Raw genomic sequence first — 20,574 nt, 5'->3', positions numbered from 1 at the left:
AAGTGGGCAATCCAAAGTCATCAGAATCCGGAGGGGCATGTGTTTGATCCGCGACACCCCGTCATCGTTCGTTCTGAGCTTGTCGAAGCACCGTTCTTCCGTCGGCAGCGCCGAAAGAAATAACTGCCCTTCGACAAGCTCAGCACGAACGGATTGGGCACGATTCCGATTTATCGCACGCCGCTCTAAAGATCGAAGCAAGCATTTTCATTGACTGCCGGAAGGGCAGCGCCGTTTGCGGCGCGCTTGAACGGCCCCGGCATTTCCGAAACCGTCAGTCGTTCCGATCTCCTGCGCAAACGCTGTCGATTGTCGCCCGCCGCGCGGCGCGCGAGCGCGCCAAGGGGATGGCGGTCCGGGCTTCCCGCCGAGCCTCTTTCGCAATGGGTGCCAGCGCGAGCGTCGGGTCGCCTCCGGTCTCGACGATCTCGGCCAGAATGCGGCCCCACGGATCGACGGCCAGGCTGTGGCCATAGGTGGCGCGCCCGTCGGCGTGCGTGCCGCCCTGCGCCGCCGCGATGACGTGGCAGCCCGTTTCGATCGCGCGCGCGCGGAGCAGGACATGCCAATGCGCCGCGCCGGTCGGCACGGTGAAGGCGGCGGGAATCGCGATCACTTCGGCGCCGCGGTCGACCAGCGCGCGATAGAGTTCGGGAAAGCGCAGGTCGAAACAGATGCTCAGCCCCAGTCGGCCGAGCGGCGTATCGACCACGATCAGCGCGTCGCCGCCGGCATAGGCTGCCGATTCGGTCCAGTTCTCGCCCGACGGCAGCGTGACGTCGAACATGTGGATCTTGTCGTAGCGGGCCCGGATGCTGCCGTCGGCGGCGATGACATGGCTGCGATTGACGCGCCGGTCGCCCGTGTCGGCGAGCAGCGGCATCGAACCGCTGTGCAGCCAGATGCCATGGCGCAGCGCCATCGCCTGCAAAGCAGGCAGCCAAGCGCTGTCCGCTTCACGCCGGATATGCGGCGCCGACCGCTGACGATCGCGGTCGAGCAATAGCGACATTTCGGGCAGGAAGACCATCGAAGCCCCCTGCGCCGCGGCCGCCGCTATCGCGCGGTCGATCGTCGCCAGATTCGCATCGGGGTCGATGCCGCTCGTCATCTGGACGAGCGCGGCGAGCGGGGCGGCGGCTTGCTGTTCCATCCCGATTGGCTAGGCCGATGTCTTTCCGGGGACAAGAGGGCGACGGTTCAGTGGCCAGCAAGGTTTGAAGGCGATACACTGGCCCGATGTCAATTTCTCCCACGCGCGCCGTGTTGCGTCGCTTTTCCGTTCTGCTGGCTGCATGCGCGACCGCCGCGCTGCTGCTCGCGCCCGCGCATGCTCCGGCGCAGGAGGCGGCGACCTCTGCCCTTTCCTCCGTGCAGGCCGCTGGCGACGACTGGCTCTATGCCGGCAGCGACATTCCGCGCGACGCAGGGTGGCGCTTCGGCACGCTTGCCAACGGGCTGCGCTATGCGGTCCGCAATAACGGCGTCCCGCCGGGGCAAGTGTCGATCCGGGTGCGGATGGATGTCGGCTCGCTGTTCGAGACCGAGAAGGAGCGCGGTTTCGCCCACCTCCTCGAACATCTGACCTTCCGTGGATCGGTCCATATTCCCGATGGCGAGGCGAAGCGCATCTGGCAACGCTTCGGCGTCTCCTTCGGCAGCGACACCAACGCCCAGACGACGCCGACGCAGACGGTCTATCAACTCGATCTTCCCAGCGTGACGGCCGCCAATCTCGATGAAAGCATGAAGCTGCTGTCGGGCATGATCCGCGAGCCGCGCATCTCGGCCGCTGCGGTCGAGGCCGAGCGCGGCGTCGTGGTTTCCGAACTGCGCGAATCGGACGGACCGCAAAAGCGCATCGCCGATGCCACCAACGCCCATCTCTTCGCCGGCCAGCCGCTTGCCGACCGCTCGCCGATCGGCACGCAGGAAACGCTCGCCGGTGCGCGCGCCGACAGCGTCGCGGCATTTCACGATCGCTGGTATCGCCCCGACCGCGCGGTGATCGTCATTGTCGGCGATGCCGATCCGGCGGAATTCGAACGGCTGATTGCCCGATATTACGGTGACTGGAGCGCCGATGGATCGAATCCGACGCCGCCCGATTTCGGTATGCCCGACCCCAAGGCAGCGGTCGCGCGCGAGATCGTCGAGCCGGGCCAGCCCGCGGCATTGACGCTCGCGATGATCCGTCCGTGGAAGAAGCGGATCGACACGGTCGAGAATACGCGGCGCCTCTATCTGGAATATCTGGCGCAGGCGCTCGTCAACCGGCGGCTCGAAAACCGGGCGCGCAGCGGCGGCAGCTACCTCGTCGCCACGGTCGGGCAGGAATATGTCAGCCGCAGCGCCGACGTGACCATGGCGCAGATCGTGCCGCTCGGCGATTGGAAGGCCGCGCTTGCCGATGTGCGCGGCGTGATTGCCGACGCGGTCCAGACGCCGCCGTCGCAGGCCGACATCGACCGCGAGGCGAACGAGATCGAGGCGTTTCTCGCCAAGGAGCTCGAAAATGCGCGCAACGAACCCGGCGCCCGCCTGGCCGACGACATGGTGCGAGCGGTCGACATTGGCGAAACCGTGACCAGCCCGCAGGGGCAGGTCGACATGTTCAAGGCGATCCGTGCTTCGGCGACGCCGCAGGTGATGCTCGACATCAGCCGCGCGATCTTTGCGGCGCCGGTGACGCGCGTCGTGCTGACGACGCCGACGGCGGTCGAGGGCGGGGACAAGGCGTTGCTCGCCGCGCTCGCCGTCCCCGCACAGATTCGCGATGACCGGCTGGCGGTGGCGAAGGTGGACATCGGCGAGCTGCCCGCGATCGGCCAGCCCGGCACGATCGTGTCGGCGACGCAGATTCCCGGATTGCGGGCCGAACGGATCGAGTTCGCCAACGGCGTGACCGCGCTGGTGTCGAACAATGCGGTCGAGCCCGGCAAGGTGCGCGTCAACGTCCGCTTCGGTTCGGGCAATCGCAGCGTTGCCGCCGACGCGCCCAATCTGTTGTGGACGGGCGATTATGCGCTGGTCGCGAGCGGCATCGGGCCCTGGGGACAGAACGAGATCGACCAGATCACCAACGGGCGGCAGATTCAGCTCAATTTCGATATCGACGACGATGCCTTCGAGCTGGCGGCAGAAAGCAGGCCCGCCGATCTCGCCGACCAGATGAAGCTGATCGCCGGCAAGCTCGCCTTCCCACGCTGGGACGTGGCACCGGTCGAGCGACTGCGCGTCGGCTTTCTGACCGGCTACGATGTCAACGACGCGACGCCCAATGCGGTGCTCGACCGCAATCTGCGCGGCTGGCTGACCGCCGGGGACGCGCGCTGGGCGGCGCCCGACAAGGCGCAGATCGAGGCGCTGACGCCCGCGGCTTTCCGCAGCTTCTGGGAACCGCGGCTCGCGAGCGGGCCGATCGAGGTTCAGTTGTTCGGCGATCTTTCTTCGGTCGATTATCGTCAGATCCTCGCCGATACGCTGGGGGCGCTGCCGCCGCGCAGCCCGCTTGCACCGACCGAAGGGCAGGCGGTCGCCTTCGCGAAACACAGCAAAACGCCGATGATCGCCTATCACCGCGGCGAGCGTGGGCAGGCGGCGGCAATGACGGCGTGGCCGACGGGCGGCGGTCTCGCGGCGCCGCGCGACGCGCGCGCGCTCGACGTGCTGGCGGCGATCTTCAACGACCGGCTCTTCGATCGGCTGCGCGCCGAGCAGGGGGCCAGCTACGGGCCCGTCGTTGACAGCCACTGGCCGACCGCCTTCGACAGCGGCGGTTATCTGCTGGTCGGCAGTCTGCTGGCGCCGAAGGACATCGACCGTTTCTATGCGATCGCCCGCGACATCGCCGCCGACCTCGTCGCGCGGCCGGTGAGCGCGGACGAACTGGCGCGCAATGCGGGCCCGATCCGCGAGCAGGTCGCGCGCGCCTCGACGGGCAATCTCTACTGGATGTTCCTGCTCGAAGGCGCGACCCGCGACCCGCGCGTGGCGGCGGCGGCGCTGTCGATCGGGGAGGATATCTCCGCCGTCACCGCGGCCGACATCCAGCGTCTCGCGCGGCGCTATCTGAAACCCGACCGCCAGTGGTCGGGGGTCGTCCTGCCGCAGGGAATGTCGCTCGCCGACGCGTCGGCGCTTGGCCGCGCGGATGGACGGGCCGGCGGACAATAGCGGAAGGGGTTGTTCCCTAGCCGTCCTCGCCGGGCAACGGCCGCAGCCTCTGGATGCGCGGCTCGCGGTCGAGGTGGCCCTTGGTCATGATGTCGTGGCGCATCTTCGCGCGCACGTCGTGGATCGACGCGATCACCGGCCCCATCGCGACGCCGAGGTCGATCAGCACCGCTTCGGCGAGTTGAAGCGAGCTTTCCAGCGTTTCGGGAACGGCATCGGTGGCGCCGGCCTGATAGAGGGCGGCGGCATGGTCGGCGCCGCGCGCGCGAGAGATGATCGGCAGGTCGGGATATTTGCGCCGCAGCCGCCGCGTCATGCGAAGCTGCTGCACCGGGTCGTCCATGGTCAGGACGACCGCTTCGGCGGTATCGATGCCCAGCCGGTCGAGGCTGCCCGGCCGTCCGACGTCGGCAAAGCGCACCGCGAAGCCGTCGCGCCGCGCCGCGGCGACGGCGTCGATGTCGGCATCGACCGCGATATAGGGGCGCTCATGCTCTTTCAGCAATCCGGCGACGATGCGACCGACGCGGCCGAAGCCGACGACGACGGTGCGCCGTGGCGGCGGTCCGTCGTCGTCGGCTTCGGCTTCGGCGACCCGTATCTCGATGCGCCGGGCGATGTCGTGGCCGACGCGTGCGAGCAGCGGCGTTATGGTCAGGCCGATCGCGGTGACGAGCTGCCAGAATTCGGCGGTGGTGCGGCTGATGATCTGTGCCTGGAGCGCGGTCGCGAGCACGATCAGCGTGGTTTCCGAGGGGCTGGCCATCAACAGCCCGACCTCGGCCGCGGTGCCGCGCCGCGCCGCGCCCGAAAAACGCAGCAGCGCTGCGGTGACGACCGCCTTGATCAGCACCACGCCGACCACCGCGGCGATGAGCTGCGGCCACAGTCCGGCAATCGTCCGCAGATTGAGCCCCATGCCGACGCTGATCAGGAACACGCCGAGCGCAAGTCCCTTGAACGGCGCGGTGATCGCCTCGACCTCGGTATGATATTCGGTCTCGGCGATCATCAATCCGGCGAGCAGCGCGCCGACGATCGGCGACAGGCCGACCGCCGCGGTCGCCAGCGCGGCGACGATGACGACGAGCAGGCTGGCGGCCAGGAACAGTTCCGGATCCTTGGCGCGCGCCGCCTGCGCGAAGATGCGCGGCAGCAGGAACCAGCCGCCGATCGCCAGCGCCGCGACGACCAGCGCCCCCTGCCACAGCGTCGTCAGCAACAGTTCGGCGCTGTCTCCCGACGCCGCCGGCGACAGCGCCGCGAGGATGAAGATGATCGGGACGAGCGCCAGATCCTCGAACAGCAGCATCGAAAAGGAGGCGCGGCCGACCGCCGACTGGGTACCGGCGATGGGCAGGACGAGTGCCGTCGACGACAGCGCGAGCGCGATGCCGAGTCCATAGGCCGACGCCGTCGATTGATCGCTGACCAGCATCAGCGCCGTGCCGAGGATCGCTCCGCCCAGCAGCAGTTCGGCGGCGCCGATCCCGAACACCAGCTTGCGGAGTTGCCAGAGGCGACGGAACGAAAGTTCGAGGCCGATCGAAAAGAGCAGCAGGATGATGCCGAGCTCGCCGAACAGCGCGATATCGTCCGGCGACGAGATGGTGACGTGCCTCAGCCAGGGATAATCGGCGGTGAAGCTTCCCAGCCCCGACGGCCCGACGAGCAGCCCGACGAGAATGAAGCCGATGACCGGCGAGATGCGGAAGCGCGCGAAGGCGGGTATGACGACGCCCGCCGCGCCCAGCACGACGAGGGCGTTGCCGATGGCGGATGTTTCGGCTTCGGTGACCATTGGCCGACCTTATGCAGGTCGGCCGGCCGTATCTCAACTTTTTTGGTTGGTTAGCCGCCCATTTTTTTGTCGAGATTCTCGACGATCGCCTCGAAGAAGCCTTCGGTGGTCAGCCAGTTCTGGTCGGGACCGATCAGCAGCGCGAGGTCCTTGGTCATCTTGCCGCTTTCGACCGTGGCGACGCAGACCTTCTCGAGGTCGTCGGCGAACTGCGTCACCTCGGGCGTGCCGTCTAGCTTGCCGCGGTGCTTGAGCCCGCCCGTCCACGCGAAGATAGACGCGATCGGATTGGTCGAGGTCGCCTTGCCCTGCTGGTGCATGCGATAGTGGCGGGTGACGGTGCCGTGCGCGGCTTCCGATTCGACCGTCTTGCCGTCGGGGGTCATCAGCACGCTGGTCATCAGGCCGAGCGAGCCGAAGCCCTGTGCGACGGTGTCCGACTGGACGTCGCCGTCGTAATTCTTGCAGGCCCAGACGAACTTGCCCGACCATTTCAGCGCCGACGCGACCATGTCGTCGATCAGGCGATGCTCATAGGTAATGCCCAGTTCGTCGAACTTCGCCTTGAATTCGGTCTGATAGATTTCCTCGAAAAGGTCCTTGAAGCGGCCGTCATAGGCCTTGAGGATGGTGTTCTTGGTCGACAGATAGACCGGCCACTGGCGCGCGATGCCGTAGTTGAGGCTGGCGCGCGCGAAATCGCGGATCGAATCGTCCAGATTGTACATGCCCATCGCGACGCCCGACGACGGGAACTGGAACACTTCCTCGTCGATGACGGTGCCGTCCTCGCCCTCGAACACCATGCGCAGCTTGCCGGGGCCGGGAACGCGGAAATCGGTCGCGCGATACTGGTCGCCGAAGGCGTGGCGGCCGACGACGATCGGGTCGGTCCAGCCGGGAACCAGTCTGGGCACGTTCTTCATCACGATCGGCTCGCGGAAGACGACGCCGCCCAGGATATTGCGGATCGTGCCGTTCGGCGACTTCCACATCTTCTTCAGGCCGAATTCCTCGACGCGGGCCTCGTCGGGGGTGATCGTCGCGCACTTGACGCCGACGCCATGCTTCTTGATCGCGTTCGCCGCCTCGACGGTGATCTTGTCGTCGGTGCGGTCGCGCTCCTCGATGCCGAGGTCGTAATAGTGCAGGTCGATGTCGAGATAGGGCAGGATCAGCCGCTCGCGGATCCATTGCCAGATGATCCGGGTCATTTCGTCGCCGTCGAGTTCGACGACCGGGTTGGCTACCTTGATCTTGCCCATGTGCGTGCCTTTTCCTGTGGGGAGTCGAATTGCAGGGCGCCTTAGGCAATGCGGCCCGATTGTTCAACCGCCGTGGTGATGCGCCTGATCGGGCGAGGCGCGGAACGATTGCACAACTCGATTGTCTCTTTGGAACCGCCCCCCTAGAAAGACCGCTATGTCCTCCACCATTTCCTCGAACCGTCCCGGCGGCGGCATCAAGTGGCGCTGGCCGTCGATCCATCCGGAGGGGCGCAAGTTCCTGTTGATCGCGGGCGTCGTCACCCTCTGCTTCTGGCTGCTGGGCTGGGAGATCGCCGGCTGGCTGATGTTCGGCCTGACCATCTGGGTTGCCGCCTTCTTCCGCGATCCGGTGCGCGTGACCCCGACGGCGCGCGATCTTGTCATCGCGCCGGCCGACGGACTGGTCACCCAGATCGCCGAGGTCCCGCCGCCGATCGAGATTGCCGGACCCGACGGCCTCGGCGATGCGCCGATGCTGCGCGTGTCGATCTTCATGAGCGTCTTCGACGTCCATATCAACCGCACCCCGGTCGCGGGGACGCTGCGCAAGCTCGTCTATATCCCCGGCAAGTTCGTCAACGCCGACCTCGACAAGGCGAGCGAGGAGAATGAGCGCCAGCATTTTGTCGTCGAGCGCGCCGACGGGGTGCGGATCGGCTTCACCCAGATCGCGGGTCTCGTCGCGCGGCGGATCATGCCCTTCGTCAGCATGGGGAACGAGGTGACGACCGGGCAGCGCGTCGGGCTGATCCGTTTCGGCAGCCGCGTCGACGTCTATCTGCCCGCGGGCACGACGCCGCAGGTGCTGCTCGGCCAGCGCGCGCTGGCGGGCGAAACCGTCATCGCGCGGATCGGGCACGCCGAGACGATCGACGGCATCGGGCAATAGGGGCGGCGGCGATGGATGGTGCCGATCGACAGGCGGATGCAGCCGAACGCCGGATCGTCGGCCTGCCGCTGCGCGCCTTCGCGCCCAACGCGGTCACGGCGCTGGCGCTCTGCTTCGGGCTGACGGGGGTTCGCTTCGCGATCGGCGAGGAGTGGGAAAAGGCGCTCGCCGCGATCATCTTCGCGGGGGTGCTCGACGGGATGGACGGACGCATCGCGCGGCTGCTCCGCGCCCAGAGCCGCTTCGGCGCCGAGCTCGATTCGCTGTCCGACGTGATCGCCTTCGGCGTCGCGCCGGCGATGGTGATGTTCCTCTGGTCGCTGCAGGATGCGCCGAAATTCGGCTGGACCGCGGCGCTGGCGCTCGCGGTGTGCTGCGCGCTGCGCCTCGCACGCTTCAATTCGCGCATGGACGCCGATGTCCAGCCGCACAAGGCGGCGGGTTTTCTGACTGGCATTCCGGCGCCGGCCGGGGCCGGACTGGCCTTCGTCCCCGTCTATCTGTGGCTGGTGACCGGCGAGACGCTGTTCCGCGAATGGTATGTCGTGATGCCGTGGGTGCTCGCGATCGCGATGCTGATGATCTCCGCGATTCCCACCTATGGCTGGTCGTCGATCCGTCTGCGCCGGTCGTGGCGGCTCTTCGCGCTCGCCGGCGTCGGCCTGCTCGGTGCCGCGCTCGTCACCGCACCCTGGCACAGCCTGCTCGCGATCTGCGTCATCTACGTCGCATTGCTGCCGTTCGGCATCGCGAGCTATGCGCGGGTCAGGCTGCGCGGCTGAACAGCGGCTGCGCGGCCATCGCGCGCGAAACCGAACCGACGGGAAGACGGCGGGCGGGGCGCTGGCGCGTCGTCGCGGCGGCCGGAGCCGGGGAGGCCGGAACGCCGTCGGCCGGGAAAGCTCCGTCGCCCGCAAGCGCCGAAAGGATCGCATCGCCATTCGATGTCAGCATCGCCAGGATCACGGCGAGGCCAAGCCCCGCAGCAAGGGTGAAGAGGAGAGCGGCAGCGACCTGAAGCATCGACTTGTCCTTTCGGTTTCGGTCTGCGAAACCTCCCGCATCGGGATGACGGTTTCGCTATCCGCTTCGTTCCATGTTCATGATATGTTCTCAATCATCCTGCGGTGAAGCGGTGCTTATCGTCGATGAATCGTTTTTGCTGCGCCCGGCGTTCATTGGCGGGCGTGCACCCGGCAGTGGCTTTTTCCTTGATTCCCGGCGGCGATGCGGCTAACGGCCCGCGCATTCCACATGGAAGGCGCACATACCGGTGCCGGGTCCATCCCTTCGCGGATGTCTCGGTTCTTGCCTTCCAGAGGACTAACCGGAAGGAGAAAGACCATGGCGGCACCTGTCGTCACGATGCAGAATCTTATCGAAGCGGGCGCCCACTTCGGCCACCAGACCCACCGTTGGAACCCGCGCATGAAGCCGTATATCTTCGGCGCGCGCAACGGCATCCACATTCTCGATCTGTCGCAGACCGTGCCGCTCTTCGCGCGCGCGCTCGACTTCGTGTCCTCGACCGCGGCGGCGGGCGGCAAGGTGCTGTTCGTCGGCACCAAGCGCCAGGCGCAGGGGCCGATCGCCGACGCCGCGCGCGCATCGGGTCAGCATTTCGTCAACCACCGCTGGCTGGGCGGCATGCTCACCAACTGGAAGACGATCTCCAATTCGATCCGCCGCCTCAAGACGCTCGAGGAACAGCTTGCGGGCGACACCTCGGGCCTCACCAAGAAGGAAGTGCTCAACAGGACGCGCGAGCGCGACAAGCTCGAACTGAGCCTTGGCGGCATCCGCGACATGGGCGGCATTCCCGACGTGATGTTCGTGATCGACGCGAACAAGGAAGAGCTGGCGATCAAGGAAGCGAATGTCCTGGGCATCCCGGTCGTCGCGATCCTCGATTCGAACGTCTCGCCCGACGGCATCGCCTTCCCGGTTCCCGCGAACGATGACGCCGCGCGCGCCATCCGCCTTTACTGCGAAGCGGTCGCCCAGGCGGCGACCCGCGGCGGCCAGCAGGCGCGCGTCGATCGCGGCGAGGACCTCGGCGCGGCGGTCGAGCCGATCGCCGAGCCCGTGCTTGCCGAGACCCCGGCGACCGAGGACGAGCAGGTTCCGGCCGAAGCGGCCGCCGAAACCGAGCGTCAGAGCGACGCGTAAGCACGCTGCGTGACGGGCCGGCGCCGCGACAGGCGCCGTCCCTGTCATCCTCCTGTCTTGTCGCGCCGCCATGCGCGCGGCGCAGCGGCGGGCCGATCCGATGGCCCGCCCCCCTTTTGGAAAGGATCACCCCATGGCTGAGATCACGGCCGCCCTCGTCAAGGAACTGCGCGAACGCACCGGCGCGGGCATGATGGATTGCAAGAAGGCGCTCGCCGAGAATGACGGCGACATCGAAGCGTCGATCGACTGGCTGCGCACCAAGGGTCTTGCCGCCGCCGCCAAGAAGGCCGGCCGCGTCGCCGCCGAGGGGCTGGTCGGCGTCGTCACCGACGGCACCCGCGGCGCGATGGTCGAGGTCAACAGCGAAACCGACTTCGTTGCCAAGAACGAACAGTTCCAGGGCTTCGTCCGCGACGTGACCCAGGTCGCGCTGGCCGGCGACATCGCCGACATCGACGCGCTGGGCGCCGCCGCCTATCCCGCGGGCGGCTCCGTCGCCGAGGCGCTGGCGCAGAACATCGCCACGATCGGCGAGAATCAGTCGCTGCGCCGCGTCGCCATCCTCTCGGTCGGCTCGGGCGTCGTCACCGGCTATGTCCACAACGCCGCCGCGCCGGGTCTCGGCAAGATCGGCGTGCTCGTCGCGCTCGAATCGAGCGCCGGCGCCGATGTCCTTGAACCGCTCGGCAAGCAGCTGGCGATGCACGTCGCTGCCGCCAACCCGCTCGCGCTCAACGGCGACGAACTCGACGCCGAACTGATCGCCCGCGAACGCGCGATCGCTGAGGAAAAGGCCGCCCAGTCGGGCAAGCCCGCCGACATCGTCTCGCGCATGGTCGACGGCACGATCGCCAAGTTCCGCAAGGAAAACGCGCTGCTGTCGCAGCCGTTCGTGATCGACGGCAAGACCCCGGTCGCCGAAGTCGTCGCCGCTGCGGGCAAGGACGTCGGCGCGGACATCACCCTCAAGGGCTTCATGCGCTTCCAGCTCGGCGAAGGCATCGAGAAGGAAGAGAGCGACTTCGCCGCCGAAGTCGCCGCCGCTGCCGGCCGCTAATGATGATCCGCGGCTGCCGCCCGATCGGTGCGGCAGTCCGCTTGGCAATGGCGCGCACTCTGACTAGGGTGCGCGCCATTGGTTTTTCGACCCCTTGGTGAAGGTTCTCCTCGACATGGCATTGCCCGGCATGAAACGCATCCTGCTCAAGCTGTCGGGCGAGGCGTTGATGGGCACGACGCCGTTCGGGATCGACCCCGACACGGTCGCGAGCATGGCGGCCGAGGTCAAGGCGGCGAAGGATCGCGGCCTCGAAATCTGCCTCGTCATCGGCGGCGGCAACATCTTCCGCGGCATGGCGGGCGCGGCAAAGGGCATGGATCGCGCGCAGGCCGACTATATGGGGATGCTCGCGACGGTGATGAACGCGCTGGCGATGCAGAATGCGCTCGAACAGCTGGGCGTGGAGACGCGTGTCCAGTCGGCGATCGAAATGGACAAGGTGTGCGAGCCCGTCATTCGCCGCCGTGCCGAACGCCATATGGAAAAGGGGCGGGTGGTGATCTTCGCCGCCGGCGTCGGCGCGCCCTATTTTACCACCGACAGCGGCGCGGCGCTGCGCGCGGCGGAGATGAAGTGCGACGCACTGCTGAAGGGCACCAGCGTCGACGGCGTCTATAATGCCGATCCCAAGCAGGACCCGACGGCGGTGCGTTACGACCGGCTCGGCTACGACCGCGTGCTTGCCGACAATCTGAAGGTGATGGACGCGAGCGCGGTGGCGCTGTGCCGCGACAATCAGATTCCGATTGTCGTGTTCAACATCCGCGAACCCGGCAATCTGGCCCGCGTGCTGGCAGGCGATGGCGTATGCACCGTCGTCGGCGACGCGGCCTGACCGCATAGAAGAGGACAAGACAATGGCGAAATATGACAAGGCCGACCTCGACCGCCGCATGCACGGCGCGGTCGAATCGCTCAAGCACGACCTTGCGGGGCTGCGCACCGGCCGCGCGCATACGGCGCTGCTCGATCCGGTGACGGTCGAGGTCTATGGCTCGCACATGCCGCTCAACCAGCTTGCGTCGATCAGCGCGCCCGAACCGCGGATGCTGTCGGTGCAGGTGTGGGACAAGTCGAACGTCGGCCCGGTCGACAAGGCGATCCGCGCTGCCGGCCTGGGCCTGAACCCGATCGTCGACGGCCAGGTGCTGCGCCTGCCGATCCCCGAGATGACGCAGGAGCGCCGCAAGGAACTGTCGAAGCTTGCCGGCCAATATGCCGAAAAGGCGCGCGTCGCGGTGCGCAACGTCCGCCGCGACGGCATGGACGCGCTGAAGCAGGACGAGAACAAGAAGGAAATCAGCGAGGACGACCGCAAGCGGTCGGAGACCGAGGTGCAGAAGCTGACCGATTCGGTCATCGCCGAAATCGACGCCGCCGCGAGCGCGAAAGAAAAGGAAATCCTCGGCTAGTGCCCTCCCGTCCCCGCCTCTCTTTCGTTCGCATCGAGCGAAGTCGAGATGCCCATCCTCGTTGCGCGATGCTGACGGGTGTCTCGACTTCGCTCGACACGAACGGATTCTGAAGGCGCTCTCGTGACCACCCCCTCCCACGGCGCACGGCATGTCGCCATCATCATGGACGGCAATGGCCGTTGGGCGAAGAAGCGCTTTCTGCCGCGCGTCGCCGGCCACAAGGCCGGGGTCGAGGCGGTGCGCAACATCGTGCGCGCCGCGGCCGAGATGGAACTGGAGGCGATGACGCTCTACGCCTTCTCCTCGGAAAACTGGAAGCGGCCCGAGGAAGAGGTCAGCGACCTGATGGGGCTGATGAAGCGCTTCATCCTGAGCGATCTCGACGAATTTGCCGCCAACGACGTCCGGCTCAAGGTCATCGGCGACTGGCGCGCATTGGCACCCGACGTCGTCGCGCTGATCGAGGATGCGATCGCGCGCACCGCGGGGAACAGCCGCACGACGCTGGCCGTCGCGCTCAACTATGGCGCGCAGGATGAACTGGTGCGCGCCGCGCGCGCGGCCGCCGCGGAAGGCGGGATCAGCGCGCAGGCGATCGAGGCCCACCTCGACACGGCCGGCCTGCCGCCGCTCGACCTGCTCATCCGCACTTCGGGCGAGGTGCGGCTGTCGAATTTCCTGCTTTGGCAATCGGCCTATGCCGAACTCTATTTCACCGATACGCTCTGGCCCGATTTCAAGCCGGCCGACCTGCGGGCGGCGCTCGACCATTTTGCGCGGCGCGAACGCCGCTTCGGGGGATTGTGACGATGGCGGCAGCAAAATCGGATCTGGGCGTCCGCGTCGGCTCGGCGATCGTCCTCTTCGCGATCGCGGGCGCGGCACTGTGGTTCGGCGGCATCGCCTTCGGGCTGCTGCTCCTTGTCGGCGCGGCGCTTCTGCTCGTCGAATGGTTCGCGCTCGTCCGCGCCATGGCGCTCGGCGGCGGCGCGCGCGGGGCCTTGGCGCTGCTCGGTCCGCTGCTCGTGCTCGGCGCGGTGGGTGGTCTCTGGCATATCCGCGACCAACTGGGCGTCACCGCGGCGCTGTGGGTGTTCGGCATGGTCTGGGCGACCGACATCGGCGCCTATTTCGCCGGCCGCGCCTTCGGGGGCGCGCGGCTTGCTCCGGCGATCAGCCCATCGAAGACCTGGTCGGGGCTGTTCGGCGGCATGATCGCGGCACTGGTGGCCAGCGCGACGATCGGCGACCGCGCGGGGATCGTCGGCATTCCGCTGTGGATCGGCCTGTTCATGGGGCTGCTCGCGCAACTCGGCGACTTGGGCGAAAGCTGGATGAAGCGCCGCGCCGGCGTCAAGGATTCGGGCAGCCTGATCCCCGGTCATGGGGGCGTCTTCGACCGCGTCGACGGCTTGCTGCCGGTGGCGCTGGTGCTCGGCGCACTGGCTTTCGCGGGGCAGATCGCGGTGCGGGCGGCGGGCTGAGATGACGCGCCGCCTCTCGCTCTTCGGCGCCACGGGGTCGGTCGGCCAGTCGACCCTCGACCTCGTCCGCCGCGATGGAGAGTCATGGCGGGTGACGGTGCTGACCGCGAACCGCGATGTCGCCGAACTCGCAAAGCTGGCGCGCGAATTCCGGCCCGACGTCGCGGTGATCGCCGACGAGACGCGTTATCCGGCGCTGAGGGCTGCGCTGGCCGGAACGGGCATCGAGGCGGCGGCGGGCGCCGACGCGCTCGTCGAGGCGGCGCGGCGCCCGGCCGATCTCGTCATGGCGGCGATCGTCGGCACCGCCGGCCTCGCGCCGACGATGGCGGCGCTCGAAGCGGGCACCGACGTCGCGCTCGCCAACAAGGAAGCGCTGGTGTCCGCGGGTGCGCTGATGACCGCGACCGCCCGCGCGTCGGGTGCGACGATCCTGCCCGTCGATTCAGAGCATAATGCGATCTTCCAGTGCCTGGCGGGCGGACGTATCGAGCAGGTGCGCCGGATCATCCTGACCGCGAGCGGCGGTCCCTTCCGCACCATGACGGCGGAATCGATGGCACACGTCACCCCGGCGCAGGCGGTTGCGCATCCCAACTGGTCGATGGGCGCGAAGATCAGCGTCGATTCGGCGACGATGATGAACAAGGGGCTCGAACTGATCGAGGCACATCACCTCTTTCCGGTGGGCCTCGATCGGATCGAAATCCTCGTCCATCCGCAGTCGGTGATCCACAGCCTCGTCGAATATGTCGATTGTTCGACGCTCGCGCAGCTCGGCTCGCCCGACATGCGCATCCCGATTGCCTCTGCACTTGCGTGGCCGCAGCGCATGGTCACGCCGTGCGCGCCGCTCGACCTTCCCGCCATCGCGCGGCTCGATTTCGAGGCGCCCGACGAGGCGCGCTTTCCCGCGACCGCGCTCTGCCGCGCCGCTATTGCAGAAGGCGGCGCGCGGCCGGCGCAGCTCAATGCCGCGAACGAGACGGCCGTCGCCGCTTTCCTCGGCGGACGCATCGCCTTTCCCGCGATCGTCGATACGGTGAAGCGGGTGCTCGACGCCGATGCGCCGGCGGTGCCGACATCGCTTCAGGACATATTCAGCGTCGATGCCGCATCGCGCACGACCGCGCAGCATTTTGTGGACCAGCTCGAACATGCTTGACGTGCCGCCCTGGCTCTATCTGATCGTCCTCGGGCCGCTCGTGTTCGTGCACGAATATGGGCATTATATCGTCGGCCGCTGGTGCGGGGTGAAGGCCGACACCTTCTCGATCGGCTTCGGGCGCCGGATATTCGGCTGGACCGACAGGCGCGGCACCGAATGGAAGGTCGGCTGGCTGCCGCTCGGCGGCTATGTCCAGTTCGCCGGCGACCGCGATGCGGTGAGCCAGCCCGATGCCGAATGGCAATCGCTGCCCGAGGCTGAACGCGCGCACAGCTTTCCCGCGCAGCCGGTGTGGAAGCGCGCGCTGATCGTCCTCGCCGGGCCGCTGACCAATTTCCCGTTCGCCATCGCAATCTTCGCGGCCTTTGCCATGGTTTACGGCGTCGCGACGACCCCGCCGGTGATCGGCGCGATCGAAGCGGGCAGCGCGGCGGACAAGGCGCAACTCGAGGTCGGCGACCGCATTGCCCGGATCAACGGACGTGCGATCGAGGATTTTATGGACATCCCCATGGCCGTTGCCTTCGACCTCGGTCGGCCGGTGGAAATCGGGATCGAGCGCGGCGGCGAGCAGCGGACCCTCACGCTGCGCCCGCGGATCGTGACCGAGACCGATCGCTTCGGGAACAAGGCCGAGCGCGCGATCATCGGCATCCGCCCGGTGGCGCCGGTCTATACCACGGTTGGACCGGTCGAGGCGCTGACTGCCGGCACCGCGCAGACCTGGGGCCTTGTTCGGATGACCGGCAAGATTCTCGGCCAGTTCGTGACCGGCCAGCGCTCGGTCAAGGATATGGGCGGGCCGCTGCGGATCGCGAAGCAGTCGGGCGAGATGGCGACGCTCGGCGTGGCGTCGCTGATCTTCTTCATTGCCTTCGTGTCCATCAATCTGGGGTTCATAAACCTGTTGCCATTGCCGATGCTCGATGGCGGCCATCTTCTCTTCCATGCCTATGAAGCGGTCCGGCGGCGCCCGGCGCCGCTGCAGGCGCAGGAATGGGCCTTTCGATTTGGTTTTGCGGTGGTCGTGACCCTGATGCTGGTCGTGACTTTCAACGATTTGGGCTCATTCGGCCTGTGGGATCGGATCGCCCGCTTGATTGGATAGCCGGTCTGGGGCAGGAGAGCGCGCAGGTCCGCGTTCGGCGGGTTGATCGCTTCGAGTTATTTTTGCGGGATGAACAGCGTGGCTTCACACAAATCTATGGCGCGGGCGCAGGTGTCGGCTCTCCTTATGGCGGGGACGATGCTGGCATGGCCCGCCGCGCTGCTGGCGCAGGAAGTCGCGCCGCCGGTCGTTCCGGCCCCGACGGTTCCGATCCCCTCGCCGGAAGCGGTGCCCGCGGCCTCGACCGTGCAGTCGATCACGGTGACGGGCAACCAGCGGCTCGAGGCGCAGACGATCCTCTCCTATCTGCGGCTGCGCGTCGGACAGCCCTATGACCGCGCGACGCTCGACCAGGCGCTGAAGGATCTTGCGGCGACGGAGCTGTTCAAGGATTTCCAGATCACCGACAACAATGGGGCGCTGACCATCCAGGTCACCGAAAACCCGGTGATCAACCGCGTCATCCTGGAAGGCAACAAGCGCCTGAAGGAAGACAAGATCCGGCCCGAGATCAAGCTCGCGCCGCGCCAGATCTTCACGCGCTCGAAGGTCCGCGCCGACGTTGCGCGCATCATCGAACTCTACAAGCGCCAGGGTCGTTTCGCCGCGACCGTCGATCCCAAGATGGTCACGCTCGACCAGAACCGCGTCGACGTGGTGTTCGAGATCAACGAGGGACCGAAATCGAAGGTCCGCCAGATCAACATCATCGGCAACGAGAAATTCAGCGACGGTGAACTCAAGGGAGAGATGGCGACCAAGGAATCGGGGCTGCTCACCATCCTGTCGTCGAACACGACCTACGATCCCGACCGCCTCGCCTATGACCAGCAGAAGCTGCGACTGTTCTACCTGCAGAACGGCTATGCGGACTTCCGCGTCATTTCTGCTGTCGCCGAACTGACGAGCAACAAGCAGGATTTCATCATCACCTATGTCGTCGAGGAGGGCGAGCGGTACAAGTTCGGCGACATCGACGTGAAGAGCCAGATCCGCGATTTCCAGCCGGAGACGCTGAAGCGCCTGCTGCCGATGACTACCGGCGACTGGTATGACGCCAAGCAGGTCGAGGACACGGTCGAAAGCCTCAGCGAGACCGCGGGCCTGTTCGGCTATGCCTTTGCCGATATCAACCCTGAGTTCCGCCGCGATCCCGACAACCGGACGATGTCGATCACCTTCGACGTCGCCGAAAGCCCGCGCACCTATGTCGAGCGGATCGACGTCAACGGCAACACGTTGACCCACGACAAGGTGGTCCGCCGCGAATTCCGCTTGAACGAGGGCGACGCCTTCAACAGCTTCGGGATCAAGCGCACCCAGAACCGCATCAACAGCCTCGGCTATTTCCAGGAGAATCTGGAGATCGACCGCAAGGAAGGGAGCGAACCCGACCGCATCGTCCTCGAAACCAATGTTCAGGAAAAGCCGACCGGCGAACTGTCGCTCTCGGCCGGCTTCTCGTCGATCGAAAGCTTCCTGCTCCAGGCATCGATCCGCCAGCGCAACTTCCGCGGTCTCGGGCAGCAATTGTCGGCGTCGGTCAATTATTCGAGCTATTCCAAGTCGATCGAGCTCGGCTTTACCGAGCCCTATCTGTTCGACCGCAATATCTCGATCGGCGGCAGCATCTATCGCCGCGACCTCAATTCGTTCAACTTCATCGGCAATGATCGCCAGACGACCTTCGAGCAGACGACGACGGGCTTCCAGCTCAACGCCGGGGTGCCGCTGACCGAGTTCATGTCCTTCTTCGGACGTTACAGCCTCAATTACGACGATGTTTCGCTCGACGAGCGACTTTATTATTTCGGCGGCGAGTGCGATCCGTTGGTTGCGGGTCGCTATCTGTGCGATGCGATCGGCAAGCGCACGACCTCGCTCGTCGGCTTCACGCTCGCTTATGACGACCGCGACAATCGCCTGCGCCCGACGCGCGGCCAGTCGTTCAGCATCAGCCAGGATTTTGCGGGGCTGGGGGGCAGCGTCAAATATGTTCGCACCCGGGCCGCGGCGAGCAAGCACTTCAACCTCGGCAGCCGCTTCATCCTCAATGTGTCGGCAGAGGGCGGCTATATCTATCCGCTCGGCGGGCGCCCGACGCCGACCAGCGACAAGGTGCGTCTGACTGACCGCTTCTTCCTGGGCGAACCGCAGATGCGCGGCTTCGACATCCGCGGCGTCGGCCCGCGCGTCATCCGCTACGGCAATGTCGATTTGACCGACCCGGCGAATCCGATTCTCGACACCAGCCTGTCGAAACGCAACGGCCGGATCGACGACTCGCTGGGCGGCCGCGCTTATTATCAGGGTCGTCTGGAGGTCGACATTCCGCTCGGCACCGGCGCGAAGGAACTGGGGCTGCGTCCGTCGGTGTTCCTCGACGTCGGGTCGGTGTGGAGCGTTAAGCGCCCGACGCTGACGACGCTCGCCGATTTCCGGGAGACCGATCCGAACGCGCCGGGCTTTGGCCTGACCAAATATCTCTGTCGCAACGCGGCCACCGGGCAGCGGGTGTTCGCGACCGAAACGCCCAACGCCGACGGAACTCCTTCTGGTCAATATCAGACCTGCGATGCCGCGAACGGCTTCTCGGCCCTCGCACCGTTTGAGGAACGCTTCTATGGCGATACTTGGATGCCGCGCGTCGCGATCGGCGCCGGGGTCAACTGGAATTCGCCCTTCGGCCCGTTCCGTATCGACTTCGCCTACGCCCTCCGCAAAGAAGAGGGTGACGATACCAAACGCTTCTCATTCAACGTAGGAACCCAATTCTGATGAAGAAAATTTTTGTCGCTTCGGCGCTGGCGATCGCCAGCCTTTCGGTTTCGCCAATGTTCGCTGCGCCTGCCGCCGCGCAGGCGCGGTCCACGGCGGTAGCCGACGTACGGGTAGCCGCCGCCAAGTCGAACGCCTTCACCGCCGCGTCACAGCAGATCCAGACCACCTACAAGGCGCAGATCGACCAGCAGGAATCGCGCGGCCAGACGCTGCAGGCAGAGCTCAACGTGCTGGTCGCCAAGTATAACGAGGAAGCGAAGAAGACGCCGCAGAACCAGGCGGCGCTTCAGGCGGCGGCGAAGGCGGTGCAGGACAAGCGCCAGTCCGCCAGCGAGGAACTCGGCCGCATCGGCGCGCCGGTCGACCTCGCCATCGCCTATGTCGAGGATCAGATCAGCGTTCGCATGAACGAGGCGATCAAAGCCGCGATGACCGCAAAGAAGGTCGATCTGCTGCTCAATCCGGACGCGGTTCTGGCGCGCGAGACCAATGTCGACATCACCGATGCCGTCGTGACCGAACTCAACCGCATCCTGCCGAGCGTGACGATCACGCCGCCGGCCGGTTACCAGCCGGGCCAGCTGGTCCAGCAGCGCAACCAGCAGCTGGTGGACGCCGCGCGTGCGCAGCAGGGCGCGGCCGCTCCGGCGGCGCCGGCGAACGGTAGCCAGCCGACGACGCGCTAAGCCGATGAGCGACGGCGAACAGGCTGCGGAAACGCTGGGGCCGGTCGATATCCGGCGCATCCTCAGCCTGTTGCCGCATCGCTATCCGATGCTGCTCGTCGACCGAGTGGAATCGATGGTCAGGGACCAGTCGATCCACGCGGTCAAGGCGGTCACGATCAACGAGCCTTTCTTCCAAGGGCATTTCCCCGGCCGGCCGATCATGCCCGGCGTCCTTATCGTCGAAGCGCTCGCGCAGGCGGGCGGGGTGCTGGCGATCGAATCGCTCGGCCTCGCCGGAACCGGCAAGCTCGTCTATTTCATGGGCATCGACGGGGTGAAATTTCGCAAGCCGGTCGAGCCGGGCTGCCTGCTCGACCTGCACGTCACGATACTTCAGGCGAAACGGACCATCTGCAAGTTCGAGGGCAAGGCGATGCTCAACGGGCAGGTGGCGACCGAGTGCCAGTTCACCGCGATGATCGCCGATCCGCCGGGGGAATAGAGGCCGACCCTGCTGCATCGTCACCCCGGACTTGATTGGCAATTACCCCCTTCCGACAGGTAAGCGTTCCCCGGCGAAAGCC

Annotated in this window: 18 protein-coding genes; 14 read left to right on the top strand and 4 right to left on the bottom strand. The window is 66.5% G+C overall.

What is annotated here, in order from left to right; translation table 11 throughout:
• Positions 1–274: 274 nt before the first annotated feature.
• Entirely contained in the window at positions 275–1,153 is an 879-nt protein-coding gene (locus tag SGR02S_RS15185) for a carbon-nitrogen hydrolase family protein (RefSeq protein WP_067111667.1), read from the bottom strand.
• An 86-nt stretch (positions 1,154–1,239) separates the two neighbouring features.
• On the opposite strand from SGR02S_RS15185, the gene SGR02S_RS15180 reads away from it, so the two are divergent.
• Positions 1,240–4,176: a M16 family metallopeptidase gene (locus SGR02S_RS15180; RefSeq protein WP_067111664.1), complete on the top strand. Its 2,937-nt coding sequence runs from the start codon at positions 1,240–1,242 to the stop codon at positions 4,174–4,176.
• A 16-nt stretch (positions 4,177–4,192) separates the two neighbouring features.
• Here the strand turns inward: SGR02S_RS15180 and SGR02S_RS15175 are convergent, their stop codons facing one another.
• Together SGR02S_RS15175 and SGR02S_RS15170 are read right to left on the bottom strand one after the other, a co-directional pair.
• Positions 4,193–5,977 carry a cation:proton antiporter domain-containing protein gene (locus SGR02S_RS15175; RefSeq protein ID WP_067111661.1) on the bottom strand — a complete coding sequence of 595 codons (1,785 nt, stop codon included), beginning with the start codon at positions 5,975–5,977 and terminating at the stop codon, positions 4,193–4,195.
• A 50-nt stretch (positions 5,978–6,027) separates the two neighbouring features.
• Positions 6,028–7,242, bottom strand: a complete 1,215-nt coding sequence (locus SGR02S_RS15170; protein ID WP_067111658.1) for an NADP-dependent isocitrate dehydrogenase — start codon at positions 7,240–7,242, stop codon at positions 6,028–6,030.
• A gap of 157 nt (positions 7,243–7,399) precedes the next feature.
• Here SGR02S_RS15170 and SGR02S_RS15165 point away from each other — a divergent pair, with 157 nt between their 5' ends.
• Positions 7,400–8,134: a phosphatidylserine decarboxylase gene (locus SGR02S_RS15165; protein ID WP_067111655.1), complete on the top strand. Its 735-nt coding sequence runs from the start codon at positions 7,400–7,402 to the stop codon at positions 8,132–8,134.
• An 11-nt stretch (positions 8,135–8,145) separates the two neighbouring features.
• Positions 8,146–8,916 carry a CDP-alcohol phosphatidyltransferase family protein gene (locus tag SGR02S_RS15160; RefSeq protein WP_067111652.1) on the top strand — a complete coding sequence of 257 codons (771 nt, stop codon included), beginning with the start codon at positions 8,146–8,148 and terminating at the stop codon, positions 8,914–8,916.
• On the opposite strand, the gene SGR02S_RS15155 is transcribed toward SGR02S_RS15160, so the two are convergent.
• Entirely contained in the window at positions 8,900–9,157 is a 258-nt protein-coding gene (locus SGR02S_RS15155; RefSeq protein WP_067111649.1) for a hypothetical protein, read from the bottom strand. The genes SGR02S_RS15160 and SGR02S_RS15155 overlap by 17 nt on opposite strands.
• Positions 9,158–9,478: 321 nt before the next feature.
• Here SGR02S_RS15155 and rpsB point away from each other — a divergent pair, with 321 nt between their 5' ends.
• From rpsB to fabZ, 11 genes are all read left to right on the top strand, one after another.
• Positions 9,479–10,303: a 30S ribosomal protein S2 gene (gene rpsB / locus SGR02S_RS15150; RefSeq protein ID WP_067111647.1), complete on the top strand. Its 825-nt coding sequence runs from the start codon at positions 9,479–9,481 to the stop codon at positions 10,301–10,303.
• A gap of 133 nt (positions 10,304–10,436) precedes the next feature.
• On the top strand, positions 10,437–11,363 hold the full coding sequence (gene tsf / locus SGR02S_RS15145) for a translation elongation factor Ts (RefSeq protein WP_067111644.1): 927 nt from the start codon (positions 10,437–10,439) through the stop codon (positions 11,361–11,363).
• 115 nt (positions 11,364–11,478) lie between these two features.
• The gene (gene pyrH, locus SGR02S_RS15140) at positions 11,479–12,201 is read left to right on the top strand and encodes a UMP kinase (RefSeq protein ID WP_067111641.1); all 723 of its coding nucleotides are present in this window, start codon (positions 11,479–11,481) and stop codon (positions 12,199–12,201) included.
• Positions 12,202–12,223: 22 nt separating this feature from the next.
• Positions 12,224–12,778: a ribosome recycling factor gene (gene frr / locus SGR02S_RS15135; RefSeq protein WP_067111638.1), complete on the top strand. Its 555-nt coding sequence runs from the start codon at positions 12,224–12,226 to the stop codon at positions 12,776–12,778.
• A 165-nt stretch (positions 12,779–12,943) separates the two neighbouring features.
• Positions 12,944–13,588, top strand: coding sequence for a polyprenyl diphosphate synthase (gene uppS, locus SGR02S_RS15130; protein WP_067111636.1), 645 nt, complete (start codon positions 12,944–12,946; stop codon positions 13,586–13,588).
• Between the two features lie 2 nt (positions 13,589–13,590).
• Entirely contained in the window at positions 13,591–14,265 is a 675-nt protein-coding gene (locus SGR02S_RS15125; protein WP_067111633.1) for a phosphatidate cytidylyltransferase, read from the top strand.
• A gap of 1 nt (position 14,266) precedes the next feature.
• Positions 14,267–15,430 carry a 1-deoxy-D-xylulose-5-phosphate reductoisomerase gene (locus tag SGR02S_RS15120; protein WP_067111630.1) on the top strand — a complete coding sequence of 388 codons (1,164 nt, stop codon included), beginning with the start codon at positions 14,267–14,269 and terminating at the stop codon, positions 15,428–15,430.
• Positions 15,423–16,541 carry an RIP metalloprotease RseP gene (rseP, locus tag SGR02S_RS15115; RefSeq protein ID WP_067111627.1) on the top strand — a complete coding sequence of 373 codons (1,119 nt, stop codon included), beginning with the start codon at positions 15,423–15,425 and terminating at the stop codon, positions 16,539–16,541. The genes SGR02S_RS15120 and rseP overlap by 8 nt, the downstream gene beginning before the upstream one ends.
• Positions 16,542–16,610: 69 nt before the next feature.
• Positions 16,611–19,319, top strand: a complete 2,709-nt coding sequence (gene bamA, locus SGR02S_RS15110) for an outer membrane protein assembly factor BamA (RefSeq protein WP_067111670.1) — start codon at positions 16,611–16,613, stop codon at positions 19,317–19,319.
• Positions 19,319–20,008 carry an OmpH family outer membrane protein gene (locus SGR02S_RS15105; RefSeq protein ID WP_067111623.1) on the top strand — a complete coding sequence of 230 codons (690 nt, stop codon included), beginning with the start codon at positions 19,319–19,321 and terminating at the stop codon, positions 20,006–20,008. The genes bamA and SGR02S_RS15105 overlap by 1 nt, the downstream gene beginning before the upstream one ends.
• A gap of 4 nt (positions 20,009–20,012) precedes the next feature.
• Positions 20,013–20,492 (top strand): 3-hydroxyacyl-ACP dehydratase FabZ, encoded by a 480-nt coding sequence (gene fabZ, locus SGR02S_RS15100; RefSeq protein WP_067111620.1) that lies wholly within the window; start codon positions 20,013–20,015, stop codon positions 20,490–20,492.
• Positions 20,493–20,574: the final 82 nt, after the last annotated feature.

It is taken from the genome of Sphingopyxis granuli NBRC 100800 (assembly GCF_001591045.1).
GTDB classification, from domain to species: domain Bacteria; phylum Pseudomonadota; class Alphaproteobacteria; order Sphingomonadales; family Sphingomonadaceae; genus Sphingopyxis; species Sphingopyxis granuli.
Note: the sequence above shows the minus strand (reverse complement) of the source record. Positions and strands in the feature narration are given on the sequence as shown.